Below are 17,731 nucleotides of genomic sequence, written 5' to 3' on the forward strand. Positions count from 1 at the left end.
CGGATCGCTCACACTAGCCGCACGATCAGGCGTCAAGCGACGGCGGTGACAAATTGCACGTCCCTACACCTGGGCAATCTGCCCATTTCCCGGAGCATTTGTTCCTTATGTTGACGTGCGCTTTACCCGCGAAGCCCCGCCGAGATCATTCACAGGCCTCGTCGGCGGCCGTACTGCCGCGGAAAGTGGGCGTTGGGCCAGGGGTCCGGGAGGCTCCCGAAAGCCCTTCCGCATGCCCTTCCCTCGCGCCCTCCGGCAGTTCCCGCGCGACCGCCACAGGCGCGTCGGAACGCAGCCGCGCGAAAAGCCTTCGCGCAGCCGGCTCGATGAGTTCGTCACGATTGGCGTCGTACGCATACGACTTCCGGGGAACGGTGAGGAACTGCACCTTTTCCATGGGGATCGTGCGCAGACCGCGCACCAGGTCGTAGAGCCCGCGCAGACTCGCCAGCCCGGGATCCGTGGTGAGCGACGATGTCGCCGCGTCCAGTACGGGATAAAGCTTCACGGGATTCAGCAGGACGCCATTGCCGCGCACCTTCGCGGCCAGCGCCGCCAGGAACCGCTGCTGCCGGTCCATCCGCTCGGTGTCACTGCCGTCCCCCAGCGATTTACGGGCCCGCACATAGCCCAGCGCCTGCTCGCCGTTGAGCTCCACCTTCCCGGCGGGCAGCCGAAGCCTGGCCTGTTTGTCGCGAATGGGTGCGGCGAGACACACCTCGACCCCGTCGACGGCGTCGACCATCTCCTTGAAGCCGCGGAAGTCCACGACGACGTGGTGGTCGATTCGAATATCCGTCATCCGCTCGACCGTCCGAATGGTGCAGGCCGAACCCCCGTTCTGGAACGCGTAGTTGAACATCGCGAACACCGGTTCGGTGCGACTGCCGTCCGCTCGCCGGCAACTCGGCACATTCACCATCAGGTCCCGAGGCAGTGACACCGCGGTCGCACTCCGCCGGTTCGCCGCGAGATGCAACAGGATCGTCGTGTCCGACCGCTCGGTGCCCGTGTTCCGCCCGTACTGGCCGTTCTGGTGCCCCGACCGTGAGTCCGACCCGATGACGAGAATGTTCTGCGCGCCCCGCACCAGGGCCGTGGGCCGTTCCTCGTCGAACCGGGCCAACTCGTCCGCCGCCGTCGTGTCCGACGTGATGTTCCCGTTCAGCTTCCGGTACGCCGCCCACCCCACCGCCACGGCCCCGACGACCGCCAGCACCGCCCCGCCGGCCACCCACCGCACCCAGCGCCGACGCCGGCGTATGAGCCCGAGCCCGGTGGGCGAACCGCCCGCACCCGGCCCCAGACCACGCGCCCTGCCTCCGGCGTCGTCCACTTCCGGCCCCCCTCACGGCGTACGAGCGAGTCGTTGCTCTTACGACGATGGCCCGAGAGGGGGGCGGGGGCGGCCGGGGCTGGGCCGAACGGGGGGCAGGAGACACAGGGGACGGGGAGAGGGGGTGCTGTCCGGACGGGGTGCTGTCTCACGCGGCCGAGGAGGCGGGGAATGGCGCGGGCAGCACGACGAGCAGGCAGTCGCCCTGCGACCCCGCCGTCACGGCGCTATCGCGCGACAGCCGAGACCCGCTCGGCCTCGATCCGCTTCGCCAGCGCGTCCTCACCCAACCGCTCCAGGTGCCGGCACAGCACCACGGACCCCCCGGTGGCGAGCGGCCCGTACAACCCGGCGGCCAGCCCCTGCCAGGTGTCGTACCCCAGCCCCGACAGCAACCGTGACCCCGGCCCGGTCAGCCCGAGGTCGCCCGCCTCCGCCCCCGCCCGCTCGACGACCTCCGCCCCGCTGAACTCCCGCCCGGCCACGATCAGCGCGGGCTCCTCCGGATCCACCGGCGCGTACGCCGCGAACCGGTCCCCCTGCGACGGCACCTCGACGGCGTAGTCGGCGAAGCCCGCCGGCGGCTGCGGGAACCGCCCCCCGAGTGGCCGCAACGCGAGAGCGATCCGCTCCCCGGAGCACGCGCGGGCCGCGTCCAGCGTGTCCGGCCCGCTCACCACGATGTCGGCCGCGCCCGGGTCTCCGGCGACATCGGCGAGGGCCCCCACCGAGGAACACGCCAGCAGCCACACCGCCGTCTGCCAGTGCGCCGGCAGCAGCAGCGCGACCCGGTCGCCCGGCTCCGCGGACAGCTCGCCCTGGAGGAGGTTGGAGGTCTTGGCCACCCAATTGGCGAAGGTGGCCACGGACAATTCGACCCGCTCACCCGTGGCGTCGTCGTAGAAGGTCACCAGGGGGCGCGCGGGATCCGCGGCGAGCGCGGATCGCAGCAGGTCGGCAGGGGTGCGGTCGGTGGCGTTCACCCGCGTAAGCGTACGCGGGGACAAGCCCGGTGCGGGCCCCGGACGGACCGGAAGGGCCACCGGTTCGGCGGAGCGCAGCCGACGGTCCGTCAATTCCGCGATGGACAGATATGTATGACTATGTCCAAGATCATGCGTATGCGTAGCTTTCGATTCCTCGCGTCTTCGATCGGCGTCACCTGCGCGACGGCCCTGGCCGTTCCGGCGGCACTGCCGACGGCGGCCTCCGCGGCGACGCCGGTGGCCTCGACCTCCACGGCAGCCACGGCGCCCGCGCGGACCCGGGCCCACGTGAACCCGGTCGCACCCGCGCCCGGCAGCACCCAGTCGCTTCCTCTCGCCCTCCGTGGAACGGACCGAGGCATCGGTCCGTCCACCGTCGAGCAAGGCCTCGGAAAGCGGGACGTACGGTCGTTCTCGCTGGTCGGCGTCGTCTGGGACGACCCGGACGCCGAACTTCGGGGCAGCGTCCAGGTCCGCACGCGGGCGAAGGGCGCCGCCGGCTGGTCCGGCTGGCAGGACGTGGAGACGCACAACCACGCGCACGCGGCCGACCCGGACACCGCCGAGCGCGCCATGGGCCGGGTCCGCGGTTCCACGGCCCCGCTGTGGGTCGGCGAGTCGGACGGCGTCGAGGTGCGCGTACGCGCCGAGACCCGGGGCCGTACGGCCGCCCCGGGCGTCCAGACGCTCCCGGACGGCCTGCGCCTGGAACTGGTCGACCCCGGCTCCGGCGTCCCGGAGGGTGCGGCGCGTCCGGGAGCCGTGAGAGGAGTGCGGGCAGCGGCCGAACCCCCGCCCGTCGGCACCCCGGTGGACGCCCCCGGGCTGGGCGCGCTGACCGTGGAGTCGGCCGCCGCCTCCGCCGTCAACGCCGATCTCGCGCCGCTCGGCGCCACCACGATCCCGGCGCTGTCGCGAAAGGAGACGGAGGAGCGGCTGGCCAACCTGGAGCCGGGGGTGAAGCCGTACATCGGCCCGCGTCCGCGTATCGTCACGCGGCGCGGCTGGGGCGCCGACGAGAAGCTGCGCGAGCGCGACTTCCTCTACACCAAGCGGGTCGGGGTGGCCTTCGTGCACCACACGGCGTCGGGCAACAACTACAGCTGCGCGCAGGCGCCTTCCGTCATCCGCGGTATCTACCGCTACCACGTGGTGAGCAGCGGCTGGCGTGACATCGGCTACAACTTCCTCGTCGACAAGTGCGGAAACCTCTACGAGGGCCGCGCGGGTGGCGTCGCGAAGCCCGTCATGGGCGCCCACACCCTCGGTTTCAACACCAACAGCATGGGCATCGCGGTCCTCGGCAGCTTCACCGCCGCCAAGCCGGCCGGGGTGGCGGTCAAGGCGATCGCGCAACTCACCGCCTGGAAACTCGGTCTTTACGGAGCGAACCCGAAGGGCAAGACATATCTCACCTCGGGTGGTGGCAATCTCTACCAAAAAGGCAAGAAGGTACGACTGAACGTGATCTCCGGCCACCGGGACGGGTTCGCGACCGAGTGCCCGGGGGGCGCCTTTACGGAAAGCTCGGCGCGGCACGATCGGAGGCCGCCCGCTATCAAGGCCGATAGCGCGGCGACAGGGTGAGGGGGAGCCGGGGTCCGAGCACCCCGGCCAGAGACCAGTGACCGGCCGGAGGCCACCGCCAAACCCGCGGCACGGGCCGAGGGCACGCCCGCCGTGCCCTCGCCGTGCCCTCGCCGGGCCGCACGCCGACGTGTCTGTTCGCGCGTCGGCGGAGAACCGCACGGCCACGAAGGCGCCATGGAACGGTCTGCATACACTGGCCGGTCGAATGACAGTTCGGCCGGTCCCGGCAGGAAGCAGAGACGACAGGTGACAGAAGCGATCCTCCTGGTCGGCGGCAGAGGCACCCGGCTGCGCCCGCTCACGGTGCACACTCCCAAGCCCATGGTCCCGGCGGCCGGAGTCCCCTTCCTCACACACCAGCTGGCGAGAGCCAAGGCGGCCGGAGTGGACCACATAGTCCTCGCCACCTCCTATCTCGCGGAGGTCTTCGAACCCCACTTCGGCGACGGCTCGGCCCTCGGCCTCCACCTGGAGTACGTGACGGAGGAGGAGCCCCTCGGCACGGGCGGCGCGATCCGTAACGCCGCCTCACATCTCCACTCCGGCCCCGAGGAGCCGGTCCTCGTCTTCAACGGCGACATCCTCACGGGCCTCGACATCCGCCGCCTGGTCGCCACGCACGGGACAACGGGCGCGGACATCTCACTGCACCTGACCCAGGTGACCGACCCACGCGCCTACGGCCTCGTCCCCACCGACGGGACGGGCCGCGTCCTGGCCTTCCTGGAGAAGCCCCAGACCCCCGAGGAGATCGTCACCGACCAGATCAACGCCGGCGCCTACGTCTTCCGCCGCTCGGTCATCGACACGATCCCCGCCGGCCGCCCGGTCTCGGTGGAACGCGAGACGTTCCCGGACCTGCTGGCAGCGGGCGCGCACCTCCAGGGCATGGTCGACTCGACCTACTGGCTGGACCTCGGCACCCCGGCCGCCTTCGTCCGTGGCTCCGCGGACCTGGTCCTGGGCCGCGCCCCGTCCCCCGCCGTCCCCGGCCGCTGCGGCGACCGCCTCGTCCTTCCCACCGCCCGGGTCGCGGGCGACGCCAAGCTGACCGGCGGCACGGTGGTGGGGGAGGGCGCGTTCGTGGGTGAGGGCGCGCGGGTCTCCGGCAGCACGGTCCTGGCCGGCGCGGTCGTCGAACCCGGCGCCGTCATCACCGACTCCCTCATCGGCGCCCGTGCCCGCATCGGCCGGCGCTGCATCCTCACCGGCACCGTCGTCGGCGACGGCGCCGTCGTCGGCGCCGACAACGAACTCCGCACCGGCGTCCGCGTCTGGTGCGACGCCCGGATCCCCACGGGGGCGCTCCGCTTCTCGTCGGACCAGTAGCGAAGGCCGCGCCCCCGTCCCGCCTTCGAGCTCGGATGGGTGGGGCCGTCCGGAGGGTGCGGGCGGGTTGTGGTCGCTCGCGCAGCTCCCCGCACCCCTTTCAGGGGGCAGCCCCTGCTCGTAGGGCTTGCAGAGAATTGACTTACTGGTCCTGAACTTGACTTCGCAGGCCAGTGCGCTACTCGCCCGCATGTTGTTCCTCTGCAGGCCCTTGAGGGGACGCCGTTGGCGGGGGTGGCGGGGGCGACCTACAGCTTCCCGATGTCCCCACGCGTCATCCGGGGCGCCCGCCGGGCCGGCACCCGCCCCGACAACAGAATCAACCGAGCCGCCCGATGCCGCTGCCCCTCATACGGCTCCAGCAACGACAACATCGCCGCGTCGTCCGCGTCCCGGTTCCTCGCCAACGCGAACCCCACGATCCCCGGCAGATGCAGATCCCCCACGGTCACCGCATCCGCCGCCCCATGACTCCGCTGCACGGTCTCCGCCGACGTCCACGGCCCGATCCCCGACACCAACTCCAACCGAGCCCGCGCATCGGCCGGCGACATCGCCACGGCCTCCTCCAGCCGCCCGGTCACCCGCACCGCCCGCAGAATCGTCGACGCCCGCTTGTCGTCGACCCCGGCCCGATGCCACTCCCAGGACGGAATCAGCGCCCACTCCCGCGCCGTCGGCATCACACACATCCGCCCCGGAGCGGGCCCCGGCGCCGACTCCCCGAACTTCCGTACGAGCAACCGCCACGCCCGGTACGCCTCGTCCGTCGTGACCTTCTGCTCCAGCACTGACGGGATCAACGACTCCAGTACCAGCCCGGTCCGTGTCAGCCGCAGCCCCGGCCGCCGCCGCCAGGCCATCGCCACGACGCGATGCCGGGGTACGAACAGTCCAGGCTGGTCCAGGGCCCCGAGCATCGAGGGCAACCGATCGAGCAGCCACTCACCCCCAGGCCCCCACGACTGAGCCTCGACGACCCCATCGCGCATCGCGACCCGAAGAGTCCCGGCACCCGCCGGCGTACGACTGGCCCGCCACACGGACCCGTCCGGCATGGCCCGGAACGTCGGATCCCCGGGCCCCCGCCGAAGCGGCCCCAGCACGAGCCCCAGATCGAGCGGCCCCTCCGGCGTCCAGGCCCGCCGGCCGGCCGCACCCACCTGCCGAGGCACCCCACCGGGCACGACGACCTGCCCACCTCGCACAGTCGTACGAGTGGGCCGCTGAACAAATCGTCCGGCCACGATGAGGTCCTGGGGATCGATACGGTGCCCGTGAGAGCGGCGCTTGTGTGAGGGGTGCCCTGGTGAGGACGGTGCCTCATGAGCCTAGTGCCGCGGCGGGTGACGTCTGCCCGTGAAGGAGCGGCGTCCGGTGCGTGTTCTCGGTGGGCCGGCCGGAAGGCGTCATCCGCCCGAAGGGCCTGGGCGTACTCGGGCTTTCGGCCGGTGCGGCGAGCGGGCGTGCCGGGCGTCGCGTCGGGGCGAACGTCGCCTGTCGCGGCACCAGGTGCCCCGGCAGGAGGCGTACGAGCCCCACATCACGTCACCGGACCTCGATGAACGCCCCGGCCTCTCGCGCCGCCCTGTCCGGAGGCGCCACCGCCGCGTGCCCCACCGCCACCGCCCCCATCGGATCCCACTCCTCCGGCAGCCCCAGCACCCCTCGTACGACATCCCGGCAGAACATCGTCGACGACACCCACGCCGATCCCAGCCGCTCCCCGGCCAGTGCGACGAGGAAGTTCTGCACCCCGGCCCCGGCGGCGACGACGAACATCTCCCGCTCGGCGGCATCCCGCCGAGCGTCCCCGTAGAAGTGCGCCCCGTCCATCACCAGACACGGCACGACCAGATACGGCGCGTTGCGCAACACGTCGCCGCGTCGCACTCGCTTCGCGACGGACTCCTCGCTCTTGCCGTCCCGCCGCAGGTCCGCGATCCACGCGTCCCGCATGGCGTCGAGCAGCCGTACCCGCGACTCCTCCGACTCCAGCAGCACGAACCGCCACGGCGTCGTGTGATGCGGCGCCGGCGCGGTCACGGCGGCGGCCACGGCCCGCCGTACCGCCCCGGGGTCGACCGGCTCGTCCGTGAACGCCCGTACGGTACGCCGCTGGGTCACCGCCAGCCGGACGGCCTCGGAGGTGCCGAGCCGGAACATGTCGTCCCGCGCGCCCCGGACCAGGGCCCGCGTCCCCTCGCCGTCGTCCTCGGCCACGACATGCCCGAGCCCGCGTACGACGGCGACGGGCAGCCCGGCGGCCTTGCCCTTCACCAGGTCACCGGCGGCGGCCAACTCGTCGGCGGTGGCGACGACGGTCGCGCTGAGCGGGTTGCCGTGCGCGTCGGTGCCGCCCCGCAGGTCGTCGAGGACCCGCACCCCGGCCGCCCCGACGGCGACGTCCGTCAGCCCGCTGCGCCAGGGCCGCCCGAACGTGTCGGTGACGACGACCCCGACCTCGACCCCGAGCGCGTCCCTGATGCCGTCCCGGATCGCGCGCGCGGAGGCGTCGGGGTCCTCGGGCAGCAACAGCACGGTTCCGGAGGGGGTGTTGGAGGCGTCGACGCCGGCGGCGGCCATCACGAGCCCCTGCCGGTTCTCGACGATCCGCAGCGCTCCGCGCCGGGCCACGACCCGCACGGTCTCGGCGTCGATCGCGGCCTCCCGGTCGACGGCCTCGACGGCCCGCCCCTCCGCCTTGGACACGATCTTGGAGGTGACGAGCAACACGTCCCCGTCGATCAGCCCCGGCTCGGCCGCGGCGACGAGCTTCGCGAGGTCGTCACCCTCCCGCACCTCGGGAATGCCGGCCGGCGCCCAGACCCGATAGCCGGGGCCGGGCTCGCCACCCGGCCCCGACCCGGCGGCAGCCGACGCGCCCTCGCGGGCGTCCCGTGTGCCGGCGAGGCCGTCGACCGTGCTCCCCCGCTCCTCGGCAGCCCCGCCCGCCGCACCCCCCGTACCGACGGCCCCGGCCGCTCCGGAGAACTCCCCGCTCAAGCTCCCCGCACCTCCTCCGCCAGCGCCAGCGCCTCGTGGGCCATCGCGGTCGTCGCGTCCAGGCCGGTCATCATCAGCGGCACGGCCCGGCACCGGATGCCCGCGGTCTCGACGCGCTCGACGGTGCCCGCGTCGACGGTGTCGACGAGCCAGCCGTCGAGGAGCCCGGAACCGTAGTGCTCGGCGACGGCCGCCGCCGTGGACTCGACGCCGACGGCGGCGAGGACCTTGTCGGCCATACCGCGCACGGGCGCGTCGCCGACGATGGGGGAGAGGCCGACGACCGGCACCCCGGCCTCGGCGATGGCCTCCCGGATGCCGGGCACGGCGAGGATGGTGCCGACGGAGACGACGGGGTTGGACGGCGGGAAGAGGATCACATCCGCCTCGGCGATGGCCTCCAGGACCCCGGGCGCCGGCTTCGCCTGCTCGGCGCCGACCGGCACGATCGCCTCGGCCGGTACGGAAGCCCGCAGCCGCACCCAGTACTCCTGGAAGTGGATCGCCCTGCGCTGACCGTCCTGCTCCACGGCGACATGCGTCTCGACGCGGTCGTCGGTCATGGGAATCAGGCGTACCCCCGGCTTCCACCGGTCGCACAGCGCCTCGGTGACCGCGCTCAGCGGATACCCGGCGCCGGTCATCTGGGTCCGCACGATGTGCGTGGCGAAGTCCCGGTCGCCGAGCCCGAACCACTCGGGCCCGACGCCGTACGCCGCGAGCTCCTCCTTGAGATGGAAGGTCTCGTCGGCCCGGCCCCAGCCCTGCTCCTCGTCGATGCCGCCGCCGAGCGTGTACATCACCGTGTCGAGGTCCGGGCAGACCTTCAGCCCGAAGAGGTGGATGTCGTCCCCGGTGTTGCCGATGACCGTGATGTCCGCGTCCGGCACGGCCCGCTTCAGACCGCGCAGGAACCGGGCACCACCGATGCCGCCTGCCAGAACCACAATGCGCATGGAAACAGTGTGTCAGCCGTCAGGCTGACTCGTTGAGGGGTGGTGGTCGGGTGACGGGTGGGACAGTCCCGCAGGCGGGTACGACAACGGGTCGTCAGGCCGTGACGGCCGCCGCCCCCGTGGCGCAGGCCTTCGTGTGCATCGGCATGTCCGTCAGACCGGGGTAGTAGACGTGCAGGCTGACGGCCGGCTCCAGGGTGTCGTTGACGACCTCGTGCGCGTAGCCCGGCGCGAACACCCGCTGAGCGCCGGCGCCGAGGACCCGCGTGCCCCGGTCGGTGCGCTCGGTCAGCGTGCCGTCCAGCACGGTGAGCACGCCGGAGGAGCCCCCGTGGTCGTGCGGCCCGGTGCCCTGGCCCGGCACCCAGGACAACAGCCACACCTCGTAGCCGGGGCCGGTCCGCAGCCGGTGGTACCAGCGGGTCGTCGCGTCGTACTCGACGAGGTGCTCCCACTGGGAGCGGTCCTCGGCGACGGCACGGGCCAGCCCGGCGAACTCGGCCACGGTGAGCGGGTGTTGGCGCGGCGCCTGGAGGAGGTGGGGTACTTCGAGAAGGTCGCCGGCGATCTGGAGGTCGCTGTCGCTGTTCATGAAGGGGGTGGTCCTCGACGGAGAGTGCGTGCGGGATGGCCGGATGTCGCGAGCCGGCCGCCCGGATCAACGGACGGAACGGGTGCCCGGTTGCGGGCGGAAGGGGAACGGCAGCCGAGCCGGGACGGGCTCAGTGGCAGCCGGAGCGCGCGTGGCTCAACAGCTGGAACAGCAACAGCGACAGCTACAGCGAGCAGCACCGAGGGACCCGGCGGAGCGGGCCGAGGCGAGTGCCAAGTTCGCGAGCATGCCCACAAGGACACCGGCTCACACCTCCGCTGTCAACTTCACGTCCGGTATGTGGATGCCGTTTCACCTCTTCCGGTGCATCCGCGTGATGAAAGGTTTGTGCCGGGGGTGTCCGGGAGACATGGCGCACAACCGGGCACACCACCGGCTCGCGTCGATGGAGGGCCGTCGGCTCCCCGGAGCGAGTCGGCTCGAACGAGCCGGAACGAGATCGAACTCCTGGGCGTCCTTTGTCGTAGGGAAGGGAGCACCCACCCGGAACCCCCGTCGGCCGCCGGGCCGCTGTCAGGTTTATGCCGATTTGAACACTTTCCGCATAGCCTTGGTTCCGCAGAGTGAATAAGGGGCTCAATAGCAGATCTCGGCTTGACTCGCCCGTAGCAGCACACTTGTAATTTCACTCGTGTCGTTCAGCCGAAATCGGTAACGGCCGCACGACGGGGACGCGAAAGACGGACGAGGGGCGCAGATGACCGAGCTCGTGCAGCAACTGCTGGTCGACGACGCGGACGAGGAACTCGGCTGGCAGGAGCGCGCACTGTGCGCCCAGACCGATCCCGAGTCCTTCTTCCCCGAGAAGGGCGGCTCGACCCGCGAGGCCAAGAAGGTCTGCCTCGCCTGCGAGGTCCGCTCCGAATGCCTTGAGTACGCCCTCGCCAACGACGAGCGGTTCGGTATCTGGGGCGGTCTGTCGGAGCGCGAGCGCCGCCGCCTCAAGAAGGCGGCGGTCTGACCCCCCGTCGCGGAACAGTCGAACTGGGCAACCGGACGCGTACGGCCCGTCGCAACCGGGTTATCCACAGGCGGCGGGCTGTGATCTTGTCCAGCCGTTAGTGTGGGGCTCCGTCCGAGACGTCCCGATGCCCTCAGCGGGCGCGGACGTCCACCGCAGTCCATCGAACCGGGGCCCGTACCTCGATGTCCGTGCACAGCCACACCGCAGCCCACCACGACGCTGCCACGCCTGAGTTCCCACGCCATGTGGTGACCGCGGTCCTCGTCGCCCACGACGGTGCCCGCTGGCTGCCCGACGCGCTCGCCGGGCTGCTCGGCCAGGAGCGCCCCGCCCAGAGCGCCATGGCGGCCGACACCGGCAGCGCGGACGACTCCGCCCGGCTCCTCTCCGACGCCCTCGGCGCGGACCGCGTCCTGCACCTCGCCCGACGGACCGGTTTCGGCCAGGCCGTCGAGGAGGCCAACCGCACCGCGGGCGTCCTCACCCAGGACGACCTCTCCTACCTCCGGCGCCCCAGCGGCTGGGACCCCGTCACCCGCACCTGGCGCGACGACGCCTACGACATGCCGGAGCTCCCCCACGGGGAGCCGGTCCAGTGGCTGTGGCTACTGCACGACGACTGCGCCCCCGAACCCGACGCCCTCGCGCAACTGCTGCGGGTCGTGGAGAACGAACGCGAGCTGGGCCGTGACGACGTGGCCGTCGTCGGCCCCAAACTGCGCGGCTGGTACGACCGCCGTCAGCTCCTCGAGGTCGGCGTCACCATCGCCGACTCCGGCCGCCGCTGGACCGGCCTGGACCGCCGTGAGCAGGACCAGGGCCAGCACGACCACGTCAAGCCCAGCCTCGCGGTGTCCACCGCCGGCATGCTGATCCGCCGAGACGTCTTCGAGGAACTGGGCGGCTTCGACCGGCGCCTGCCCCTGATGCGCGACGACGTCGACCTGTGCTGGCGCGCCACGGCCGCCGGGCACCGCGTCCTCGTCGCCCCCGAGGCCGTCGTACGGCACGCCGAGGCCTCCTCGCGCGAGCGCCGCACCGTCGACTGCGTGGGCCGCAGCGCCGCCTCCCCGCACATGGTCGACAAGGCGGGCGCGATCTACACCCTCCTCGTCAACACCGGCACGGCACAGCTGCCCTGGGTGCTGCTGCGGATCGTCCTCGGTACCCTCCTCAGGACCGTCGCCTATCTCGTCGGCAAGGTCCCCGGACAGGCCGTCGACGAGATCCGCGGTCTGCTGAGCGTGCTGCTGCGGCCCGAGCGGATCATCGCCGGGCGGCGCAGGAGAGGCAGCCCGCAGCTGGACAGGGGCGAACTGCGCCCGCTGTTCCCGCCACCCGGCGCCACCGTCCGAGCCACCGTCGAACAGGTCGCGGGCGATCTGTTCGGCCGCTCCGACACCGACGCCTCCCCGGCCGGACGCCACGGCGGCGCGGTCGAGTCGGGACCCGGCGACGACGACGCCGACTTCCTGCAGGTCGAGCAGTTCGCCCGGCTCAAGCGCATCGCGCGCAGGCCCGGCCCCGTGCTCTTCGCGCTCCTGCTGCTCGCCTCGCTCGCCGCCTGCCGCGCCCTGCTCGCCGACGGCGCCCTCGCCGGCGGCGCCCTGCTGCCCGCACCCGCCGACTCCGCCGAACTGTGGGCGCGTTACCTGGATGCCTGGCACCCGGTCGGCGCGGGCGGCACCGAGGCCGCGCCCCCGTATCTGGCGCTCGTGGCCATGCTCGCCTCCCTGCTGTTCGGCTCCACCGGACTCGCGGTCACCGTGCTCCTCGTGGCCTCCGTGCCCCTGGCCGGCTTCACCGCGTACTTCGCCTCCCGGCCGCTGGTCGAGTCCCGGCTGCTGCGCGCCTGGGCGGCCGTCGTGTACGCCTTCCTGCCCGCCGTCACCGGCGCACTCGCGGGCGGCCGCATCGGCACCGCCGTCCTCGCGATCCTGCTGCCCCTCATCGCCCGCGCGGGCGCCGCGGCCGCCGGGCTCACGAGCAGCACGGGGGCGCGCGGCAGTTGGCGCGCCACCTGGGCGTACGCGCTACTGCTGACGATCACCACCGCGTTCACGCCGATCGTGTGGCCGATCGCGCTGCTCCTCGGCCTCGGGCTCCTGGTCGTCCGCCGCCGGGAGATCACCGCCTACGGTCTGCGTTTCCTCGCCCAGTCGGGCACCCCGCTGCTGATCCTCGCCCCCTGGTCGCTGACGCTGCTGCCGTCCGGCTTCTTCCAGGAGGCCGGTCTGCGGTACGGCGCGAGCGCGGCCTCCGCGACGGACCTGCTCGGCATCAGCCCCGGTGGGCCCGGCACGGTCGGCGGGCTGACCCTCATCGGCGTCGTCCTGGCCGCGCTGGCCGCCCTGCTGCGCTCGGAACGGCAGTTGGGAATCCGGACCGCCTGGACGGCCGCCCTGGTGGCCCTCGTCTTCGCGGTCCTGTCCAACGGCTCCGCCTGGGCCGGCCCCGCGACCCTCGTCTACGGCCTCGCCCTCCTCGCCGCCGCCACGCTGGGCGCCGACGGGGCACGCGCGCGCGTGGCCGAACAGAGCTTCGGCTGGCGCCAGCCGGTGGCCGTGCTCATCGCGCTCGCCGCCGCCGTCGGCCCGCTGCTGGCCGCCGCGGGATGGGTGATCGGCGGCGCCGACGGCCCCCTGGAGCGCCGCGACCCCGTCCAGGTGCCCGCGTTCGTCGCCGAGGAGAGCGGCACCCGCGACCAGGCCCGCACCCTGGTCCTCGACAGCGAATCCACCTCCAGGGTCGGCTACATCCTGGTCCGCGGCTCCGGCGTCCGCCTCGGCGACGCCGAACTCACCGCCGCAGGCGAGAACGAGCAGCTCGACAAGGTCGTCGCCAACCTGGTCGCGGGCTCCGGCGCCGACCAGACCGACGAACTCGGCGGCTTCGCCGTGCGGTACGTCCTCGTCCGCCCGGGCGCGCCCCGCGAGGTCGGCCGCGTCCTGGACGCCACGCCCGGCCTGAGCCGGCTCAGCCAGCAGGACGGCAGCGCCCTGTGGCGGGTGAACCGGCAGGTCGCCCGCGTCACCATCGAGGTCTCCTCCGGCGACCCGAAGGCCGTCGCCGCCGGCCCCGTCGACGTGCACACCACCATCCCGGCCGGCGGCTCGGGCCGCGTCCTGCGCCTCGCCGACACCGCCGACGAGTCCTGGACCGCCACCCTCGACGGCAAGCCGCTCACCCCGACCACGGTCGACGGCTGGGCCCAGGGCTTCCAACTGCCCACCGGCGGCGGCGAGCTGGACGTCACCTTCGACGCCCCGGTGAGCCACACCGGCTGGCTGTGGGCCCAGGGCGCGCTCGCCGTCGTCCTCGTCGTCCTCGCCCTGCCGGGCCGCCGCCGGGACGTCGACGACGATCTCCCGGACGAGCCCGTCGCCGTGCCCGCACAGGACATCACCGGCGACGGCCGCCGCGCCCGCCGCCTGCGCGCCCAGGCGGAGGCCGAGGCCGAACAGTCCGCCGCCGGGGACCCGCCCGCTCCCACGGAGGAGGCCCCGGTCGCCGCCCCCGTCCCGCAGCAGCCCGCGTACGGCGCGTGGGAGACCCCGCACTCCGTGGGCGCGGGCGCCGAGTACGGCCAGTACGAACAGGCCTACCAGGGCGGTCAGCAGTACCCGGCGGGCACGTACGACCAGCAGCACTACCAGGCGGACCCTTACCAGGACGGCCAGTACGACCCGTACGCCTACGGCGGCGGCACGGCGCCCTACGGCCAGACGTACACCCAGGGCTACGACGCGACGTACGACCCGTCGCACGGCACCGGCGCCGACAGTGAGCGCCCCGACGGGAGCCAGCAGTGAACCGCACGACCCTGTCCCTGATCGCCGGCACGACCGCCCTCGCCGCCGTCACCGGCTTCGCCGCGCTGAGCGCGCCCGACGCCTCCGGCGGCGACACCACCGCGCGGGTGGCCGCCCAACTGCCCGTGCAGCGCACGAGTCTGCTCTGCCCCCAGCCGAGCACCTCGGACCTCGCGGAGACCGCGTACACGTCCTTCACCCCCGTCACCGAGGGCACGGGGAGCGACGGAAGCGCCGAACTCATGGTGGCGGGCAAGGAGTCGACGGGCAAGACCGGCAAGAACAAGTCCGGCAAGCCCGTTGTCGCGCCCAAGAAGCCCGGCAAGCCCGTCACCGGCAGCACCGACGGCGGTGACGCACCCGCGCTGATCGGCACCGCCGAGGGCAGGTTCGCGCCCGGCTGGACCGTCCAGGAGACCACCGAGGTCGCCGCCGGCACAGGCCGAGGACTGCTGGGTGTCAACTGCACCGCCCCGGACACGCAGTTCTGGTTCCCGGGCGCCAGCACGGCCACGGGCCGCACCGACTACGTCCACCTCACCAACCCGGACGACTCGGCGGCCGTCGTCGACATCGAGCTCTACGGCAAGGACGGGGCCCTGAAGTCGACGGTGGGAGAGGGCATCACAGTCCAGCCGCGCTCCAGCGAACCGGTCCTGCTGTCGACGCTCGCCACGGCGAAGGAGACCGACCTCACGGTGAACGTCAGCGTCCGCAGCGGCCGGGTCGCCGCCGCGGTCCAGGCCCTCGACGACAAGCTGGGCGGGGACTGGCTCGCCGCAGCGGCCGACCCGGCCGGCAGTGTGGTCCTGCCCGGCATCCCGGAGGACGCCACCTCCGTACGCCTCGTCGTCTTCGCCCCCGGCGACACCGACGCCGACCTGAAGCTCCGCCTCGCCTCGCCCAACGGTCCGATCACTCCGGCGGGCAACGAGACGCTGCACGTCAAGGCGGGCATGACCGCCTCCGCCGACCTCGGCGACATCACCCGGGGCGAGGCCGGCTCCCTGCTCCTGACCCCGACCGGCCAGTCGACCCCCGTGGTGGCCGCCCTCCGCGTCGTCCGCGGCAAGGGTGACAACCAGGAGACGGCGTTCATCCAGGCCACCCGCCCGGTGGGTACGCGCGCGACGGTCGCCGACAACCGCGCCAAGGGCACCACCCTCGCCCTCACCGCCCCCACCCGCACGGCGAAGGTCAAGGTCACCGCCTCCGCCGGCAGCGGGTCCGGCGGGGCCACGGCCAAAACGTTCACGATCAAGGCCGGCACCACCCAGAACGTCGACATGCCCGCCCCGACCGGCCTCAAGGGCACCTACGCCCTCACCGTCGAACCGGCCGCCGGTGCCCCCGTCTACGCCTCCCGCACCCTGGAATCCAGGTTCGACACCGTCCCGGCTTTCACCATCCAGACCCTCCCGGACGACCGAGGCACGGTTGCGGTACCGGAGGCGGAACAGGATCTGTCGGTACTGCAGAAGTAGGGCCTGCCGCGTCCCTGAGAAGCGGGGCGCGGCCTCTGCTCCGGGGGCGCGGGGAACTGCGCGACAAGCCCCCGCCGACCCGCAGACAACGAACGCACCCGAGCGGGGCCGAAGAGGCGGCAGCCCCGGGCGAGGGGGCGGCCCCCGGTGACGGGACGGGACAGTCAGGGGCGAAACCCAGGCCAAGCGCACCCCGCCGGGTGTCAGTCCTCCCCGTACCGAGGGTCCACCGTCTCCGGATTCAGCCCCAGCAACTCGGCCACCTGCTCGACCACGACCTCGTGCACCAGCGCGGCCCGCTCGTCCCGCCCCTTGGTACGGATCTCCACCGGGCGCCGATACACCACGACCCGAGCAGGCCGGCCCTCCCGCGCGGCGACGGTCCCGCCCAACGGCACCGCCTCGTCGTTCCACGCCCCGTCCCCGGCCCGGTCCAGCCGCGGCACCTCAAGCACGAGGAAGTCGATGTCCGCGAGCTGCGGCCACCGCCGCTCCAGCCGCTCCACGGAGTCCTGCACGAGATCCGCGAACATCTCGGCACGACTCGCCGCGAGTGGTACCTGGGGCGGCGCGATGGGGCCGCGCATCCCCCTGCCGTGCCGATCTCGGCGGCGGGGCCCGGGTGCGGAGGCGGTGCGGGGCGGTACGAGGTTGTCCATCACCTACGAAGCGTAGTCCCCACGAGATCCACGCGCCCGGCTCCCCACTCCGGGCCCGCACCACCGGCCCGACACCGCTGACCTGGTACGTCCAACCGGCTCGCCGTACGACGGTGCACCGGAGGGCCGCACGGCCTGTCGCAGGATGACCGTTCCGGCCAAGCCCGGGCTCGATTCCGTATCTCTACGAGACCGGCGGACTCACGTCAATTGGCGTGGTTTATGACCAGAATTGATCGCTCGCAGGACCGTTCGGTATCCCGCACGAAGGGCTACCCGCAGGTCAACGCGGTGGGTCCCCAGGGGTGTGTGGGGCGGTTCACAGCACGACACGGTGGAGTGACCTGGTGGAGATCCGTCGCGGCCCGCTCAAGAGTGCGGTACCGTCCAACATCGTGAGCCCTGTACGTCGCTGTTCGCGCACCGCTTGCGGCCGTCCCGCCGTCGCGACGCTGACGTACGTCTACGCCGACTCGACCGCGGTCCTCGGCCCCCTCGCCACCTACGCCGAACCCCACTGCTACGACCTGTGCGCCGAGCACTCCGAGCGCCTCACCGCCCCGCGCGGCTGGGAGGTCGTACGACTGTTGGACAGCTCGGCTCCGGCCCGCCCCAGCGGTGACGACCTGGAAGCGCTCGCCAACGCCGTGCGCGAGGCGGCGCGCCCGCAGCAGCGCACCGCGGAGGCCGGCGGCAACACCCGCGCTGCGGACCCGATGGAGGTCGCCCGCCGCGGCCACCTCCGGGTGCTGCGCTCCCCCGACAACTGACGCGCCGGGCGCGGTCGTCGCCGTACGCCCTCGGGAATCCCTCCGCAACGCGTTGTTCTGCGCCCGCCAGGTGAGCGCGGCCCACCAGCCGGGCCCGTCGCCCGAACTGCTCGCCACAACCGGACCATCGCCTGCGAGGCGTGGAGCCTGGGCTGTTGCCGGTGATGTGCCTGATCGTGCTGGGACAGAGCACACCCGTATGGGAGTGGATGCCTCCCCGAGGGCT

12 protein-coding genes and 1 pseudogene are annotated in these 17,731 nt (G+C 72.8%); 6 read left to right on the forward strand and 7 right to left on the reverse strand.

The features are described from left to right. Nucleotides 1-145 precede the first annotated feature (145 nt). Complete coding sequence (locus WBG99_RS21800; RefSeq protein ID WP_338897911.1) at nucleotides 146-1,336, reverse strand: LCP family protein; 1,191 nt, start codon at nucleotides 1,334-1,336, stop codon at nucleotides 146-148. A gap of 227 nt (nucleotides 1,337-1,563) precedes the next feature. Beyond that, nucleotides 1,564-2,319, reverse strand: coding sequence for a TIGR03089 family protein (locus tag WBG99_RS21805; RefSeq protein ID WP_338897912.1), 756 nt, complete (start codon nucleotides 2,317-2,319; stop codon nucleotides 1,564-1,566). A 120-nt stretch (nucleotides 2,320-2,439) separates the two neighbouring features. Here WBG99_RS21805 and WBG99_RS21810 point away from each other — a divergent pair. Both WBG99_RS21810 and WBG99_RS21815 read left to right on the forward strand, forming a co-directional pair. Then, nucleotides 2,440-3,893, forward strand: a pseudogene (locus WBG99_RS21810) (N-acetylmuramoyl-L-alanine amidase). A gap of 265 nt (nucleotides 3,894-4,158) precedes the next feature. Next, on the forward strand, nucleotides 4,159-5,241 hold the full coding sequence (locus WBG99_RS21815; protein WP_338897913.1) for an NDP-sugar synthase: 1,083 nt from the start codon (nucleotides 4,159-4,161) through the stop codon (nucleotides 5,239-5,241). A 248-nt stretch (nucleotides 5,242-5,489) separates the two neighbouring features. Here the strand turns inward: WBG99_RS21815 and WBG99_RS21820 are convergent, their stop codons facing one another. The 4 genes from WBG99_RS21820 to WBG99_RS21835 form a co-directional block, all read right to left on the reverse strand. After that, nucleotides 5,490-6,488 carry a DNA-3-methyladenine glycosylase 2 family protein gene (locus tag WBG99_RS21820; RefSeq protein ID WP_338897914.1) on the reverse strand — a complete coding sequence of 333 codons (999 nt, stop codon included), beginning with the start codon at nucleotides 6,486-6,488 and terminating at the stop codon, nucleotides 5,490-5,492. Between the two features lie 301 nt (nucleotides 6,489-6,789). Then, nucleotides 6,790-8,247, reverse strand: a complete 1,458-nt coding sequence (locus tag WBG99_RS21825) for a coenzyme F420-0:L-glutamate ligase (protein WP_338897916.1) — start codon at nucleotides 8,245-8,247, stop codon at nucleotides 6,790-6,792. Beyond that, nucleotides 8,244-9,203 carry a 2-phospho-L-lactate transferase gene (gene cofD / locus WBG99_RS21830; RefSeq protein ID WP_338897918.1) on the reverse strand — a complete coding sequence of 320 codons (960 nt, stop codon included), beginning with the start codon at nucleotides 9,201-9,203 and terminating at the stop codon, nucleotides 8,244-8,246. The genes WBG99_RS21825 and cofD overlap by 4 nt, the downstream gene beginning before the upstream one ends. A gap of 94 nt (nucleotides 9,204-9,297) precedes the next feature. Continuing rightward, complete coding sequence (locus tag WBG99_RS21835; RefSeq protein ID WP_338897919.1) at nucleotides 9,298-9,795, reverse strand: cysteine dioxygenase family protein; 498 nt, start codon at nucleotides 9,793-9,795, stop codon at nucleotides 9,298-9,300. Nucleotides 9,796-10,513: 718 nt separating this feature from the next. On the opposite strand from WBG99_RS21835, the gene WBG99_RS21840 reads away from it, so the two are divergent. The 3 genes from WBG99_RS21840 (at nucleotide 10,514) to WBG99_RS21850 (ending at nucleotide 16,076) form a co-directional block, all read left to right on the forward strand. Then, a complete protein-coding gene (locus WBG99_RS21840; protein WP_003975777.1) occupies nucleotides 10,514-10,777 on the forward strand; it encodes a WhiB family transcriptional regulator in 264 nt (87 codons plus the stop codon). Nucleotides 10,778-10,962: 185 nt separating this feature from the next. Beyond that, a complete protein-coding gene (locus WBG99_RS21845; protein ID WP_338897920.1) occupies nucleotides 10,963-14,592 on the forward strand; it encodes a glycosyltransferase family 2 protein in 3,630 nt (1,209 codons plus the stop codon). Further along, on the forward strand, nucleotides 14,589-16,076 hold the full coding sequence (locus tag WBG99_RS21850; protein WP_338897921.1) for a DUF5719 family protein: 1,488 nt from the start codon (nucleotides 14,589-14,591) through the stop codon (nucleotides 16,074-16,076). Before WBG99_RS21845 ends, WBG99_RS21850 begins: the two co-directional genes overlap by 4 nt. A gap of 203 nt (nucleotides 16,077-16,279) precedes the next feature. On the opposite strand, the gene WBG99_RS21855 is transcribed toward WBG99_RS21850, so the two are convergent. Further along, nucleotides 16,280-16,735: a metallopeptidase family protein gene (locus WBG99_RS21855; RefSeq protein WP_338900432.1), complete on the reverse strand. Its 456-nt coding sequence runs from the start codon at nucleotides 16,733-16,735 to the stop codon at nucleotides 16,280-16,282. A 347-nt stretch (nucleotides 16,736-17,082) separates the two neighbouring features. On the opposite strand from WBG99_RS21855, the gene WBG99_RS21860 reads away from it, so the two are divergent. Continuing rightward, complete coding sequence (locus WBG99_RS21860) at nucleotides 17,083-17,505, forward strand: DUF3499 domain-containing protein (protein WP_338897923.1); 423 nt, start codon at nucleotides 17,083-17,085, stop codon at nucleotides 17,503-17,505. The last annotated feature ends 226 nt before the right edge of the window (nucleotides 17,506-17,731 follow it).

Origin of the sequence: Streptomyces sp. TG1A-60 (genome assembly GCF_037201975.1) — a bacterium.
Taxonomy (GTDB): Bacteria; Actinomycetota; Actinomycetes; order Streptomycetales; family Streptomycetaceae; genus Streptomyces.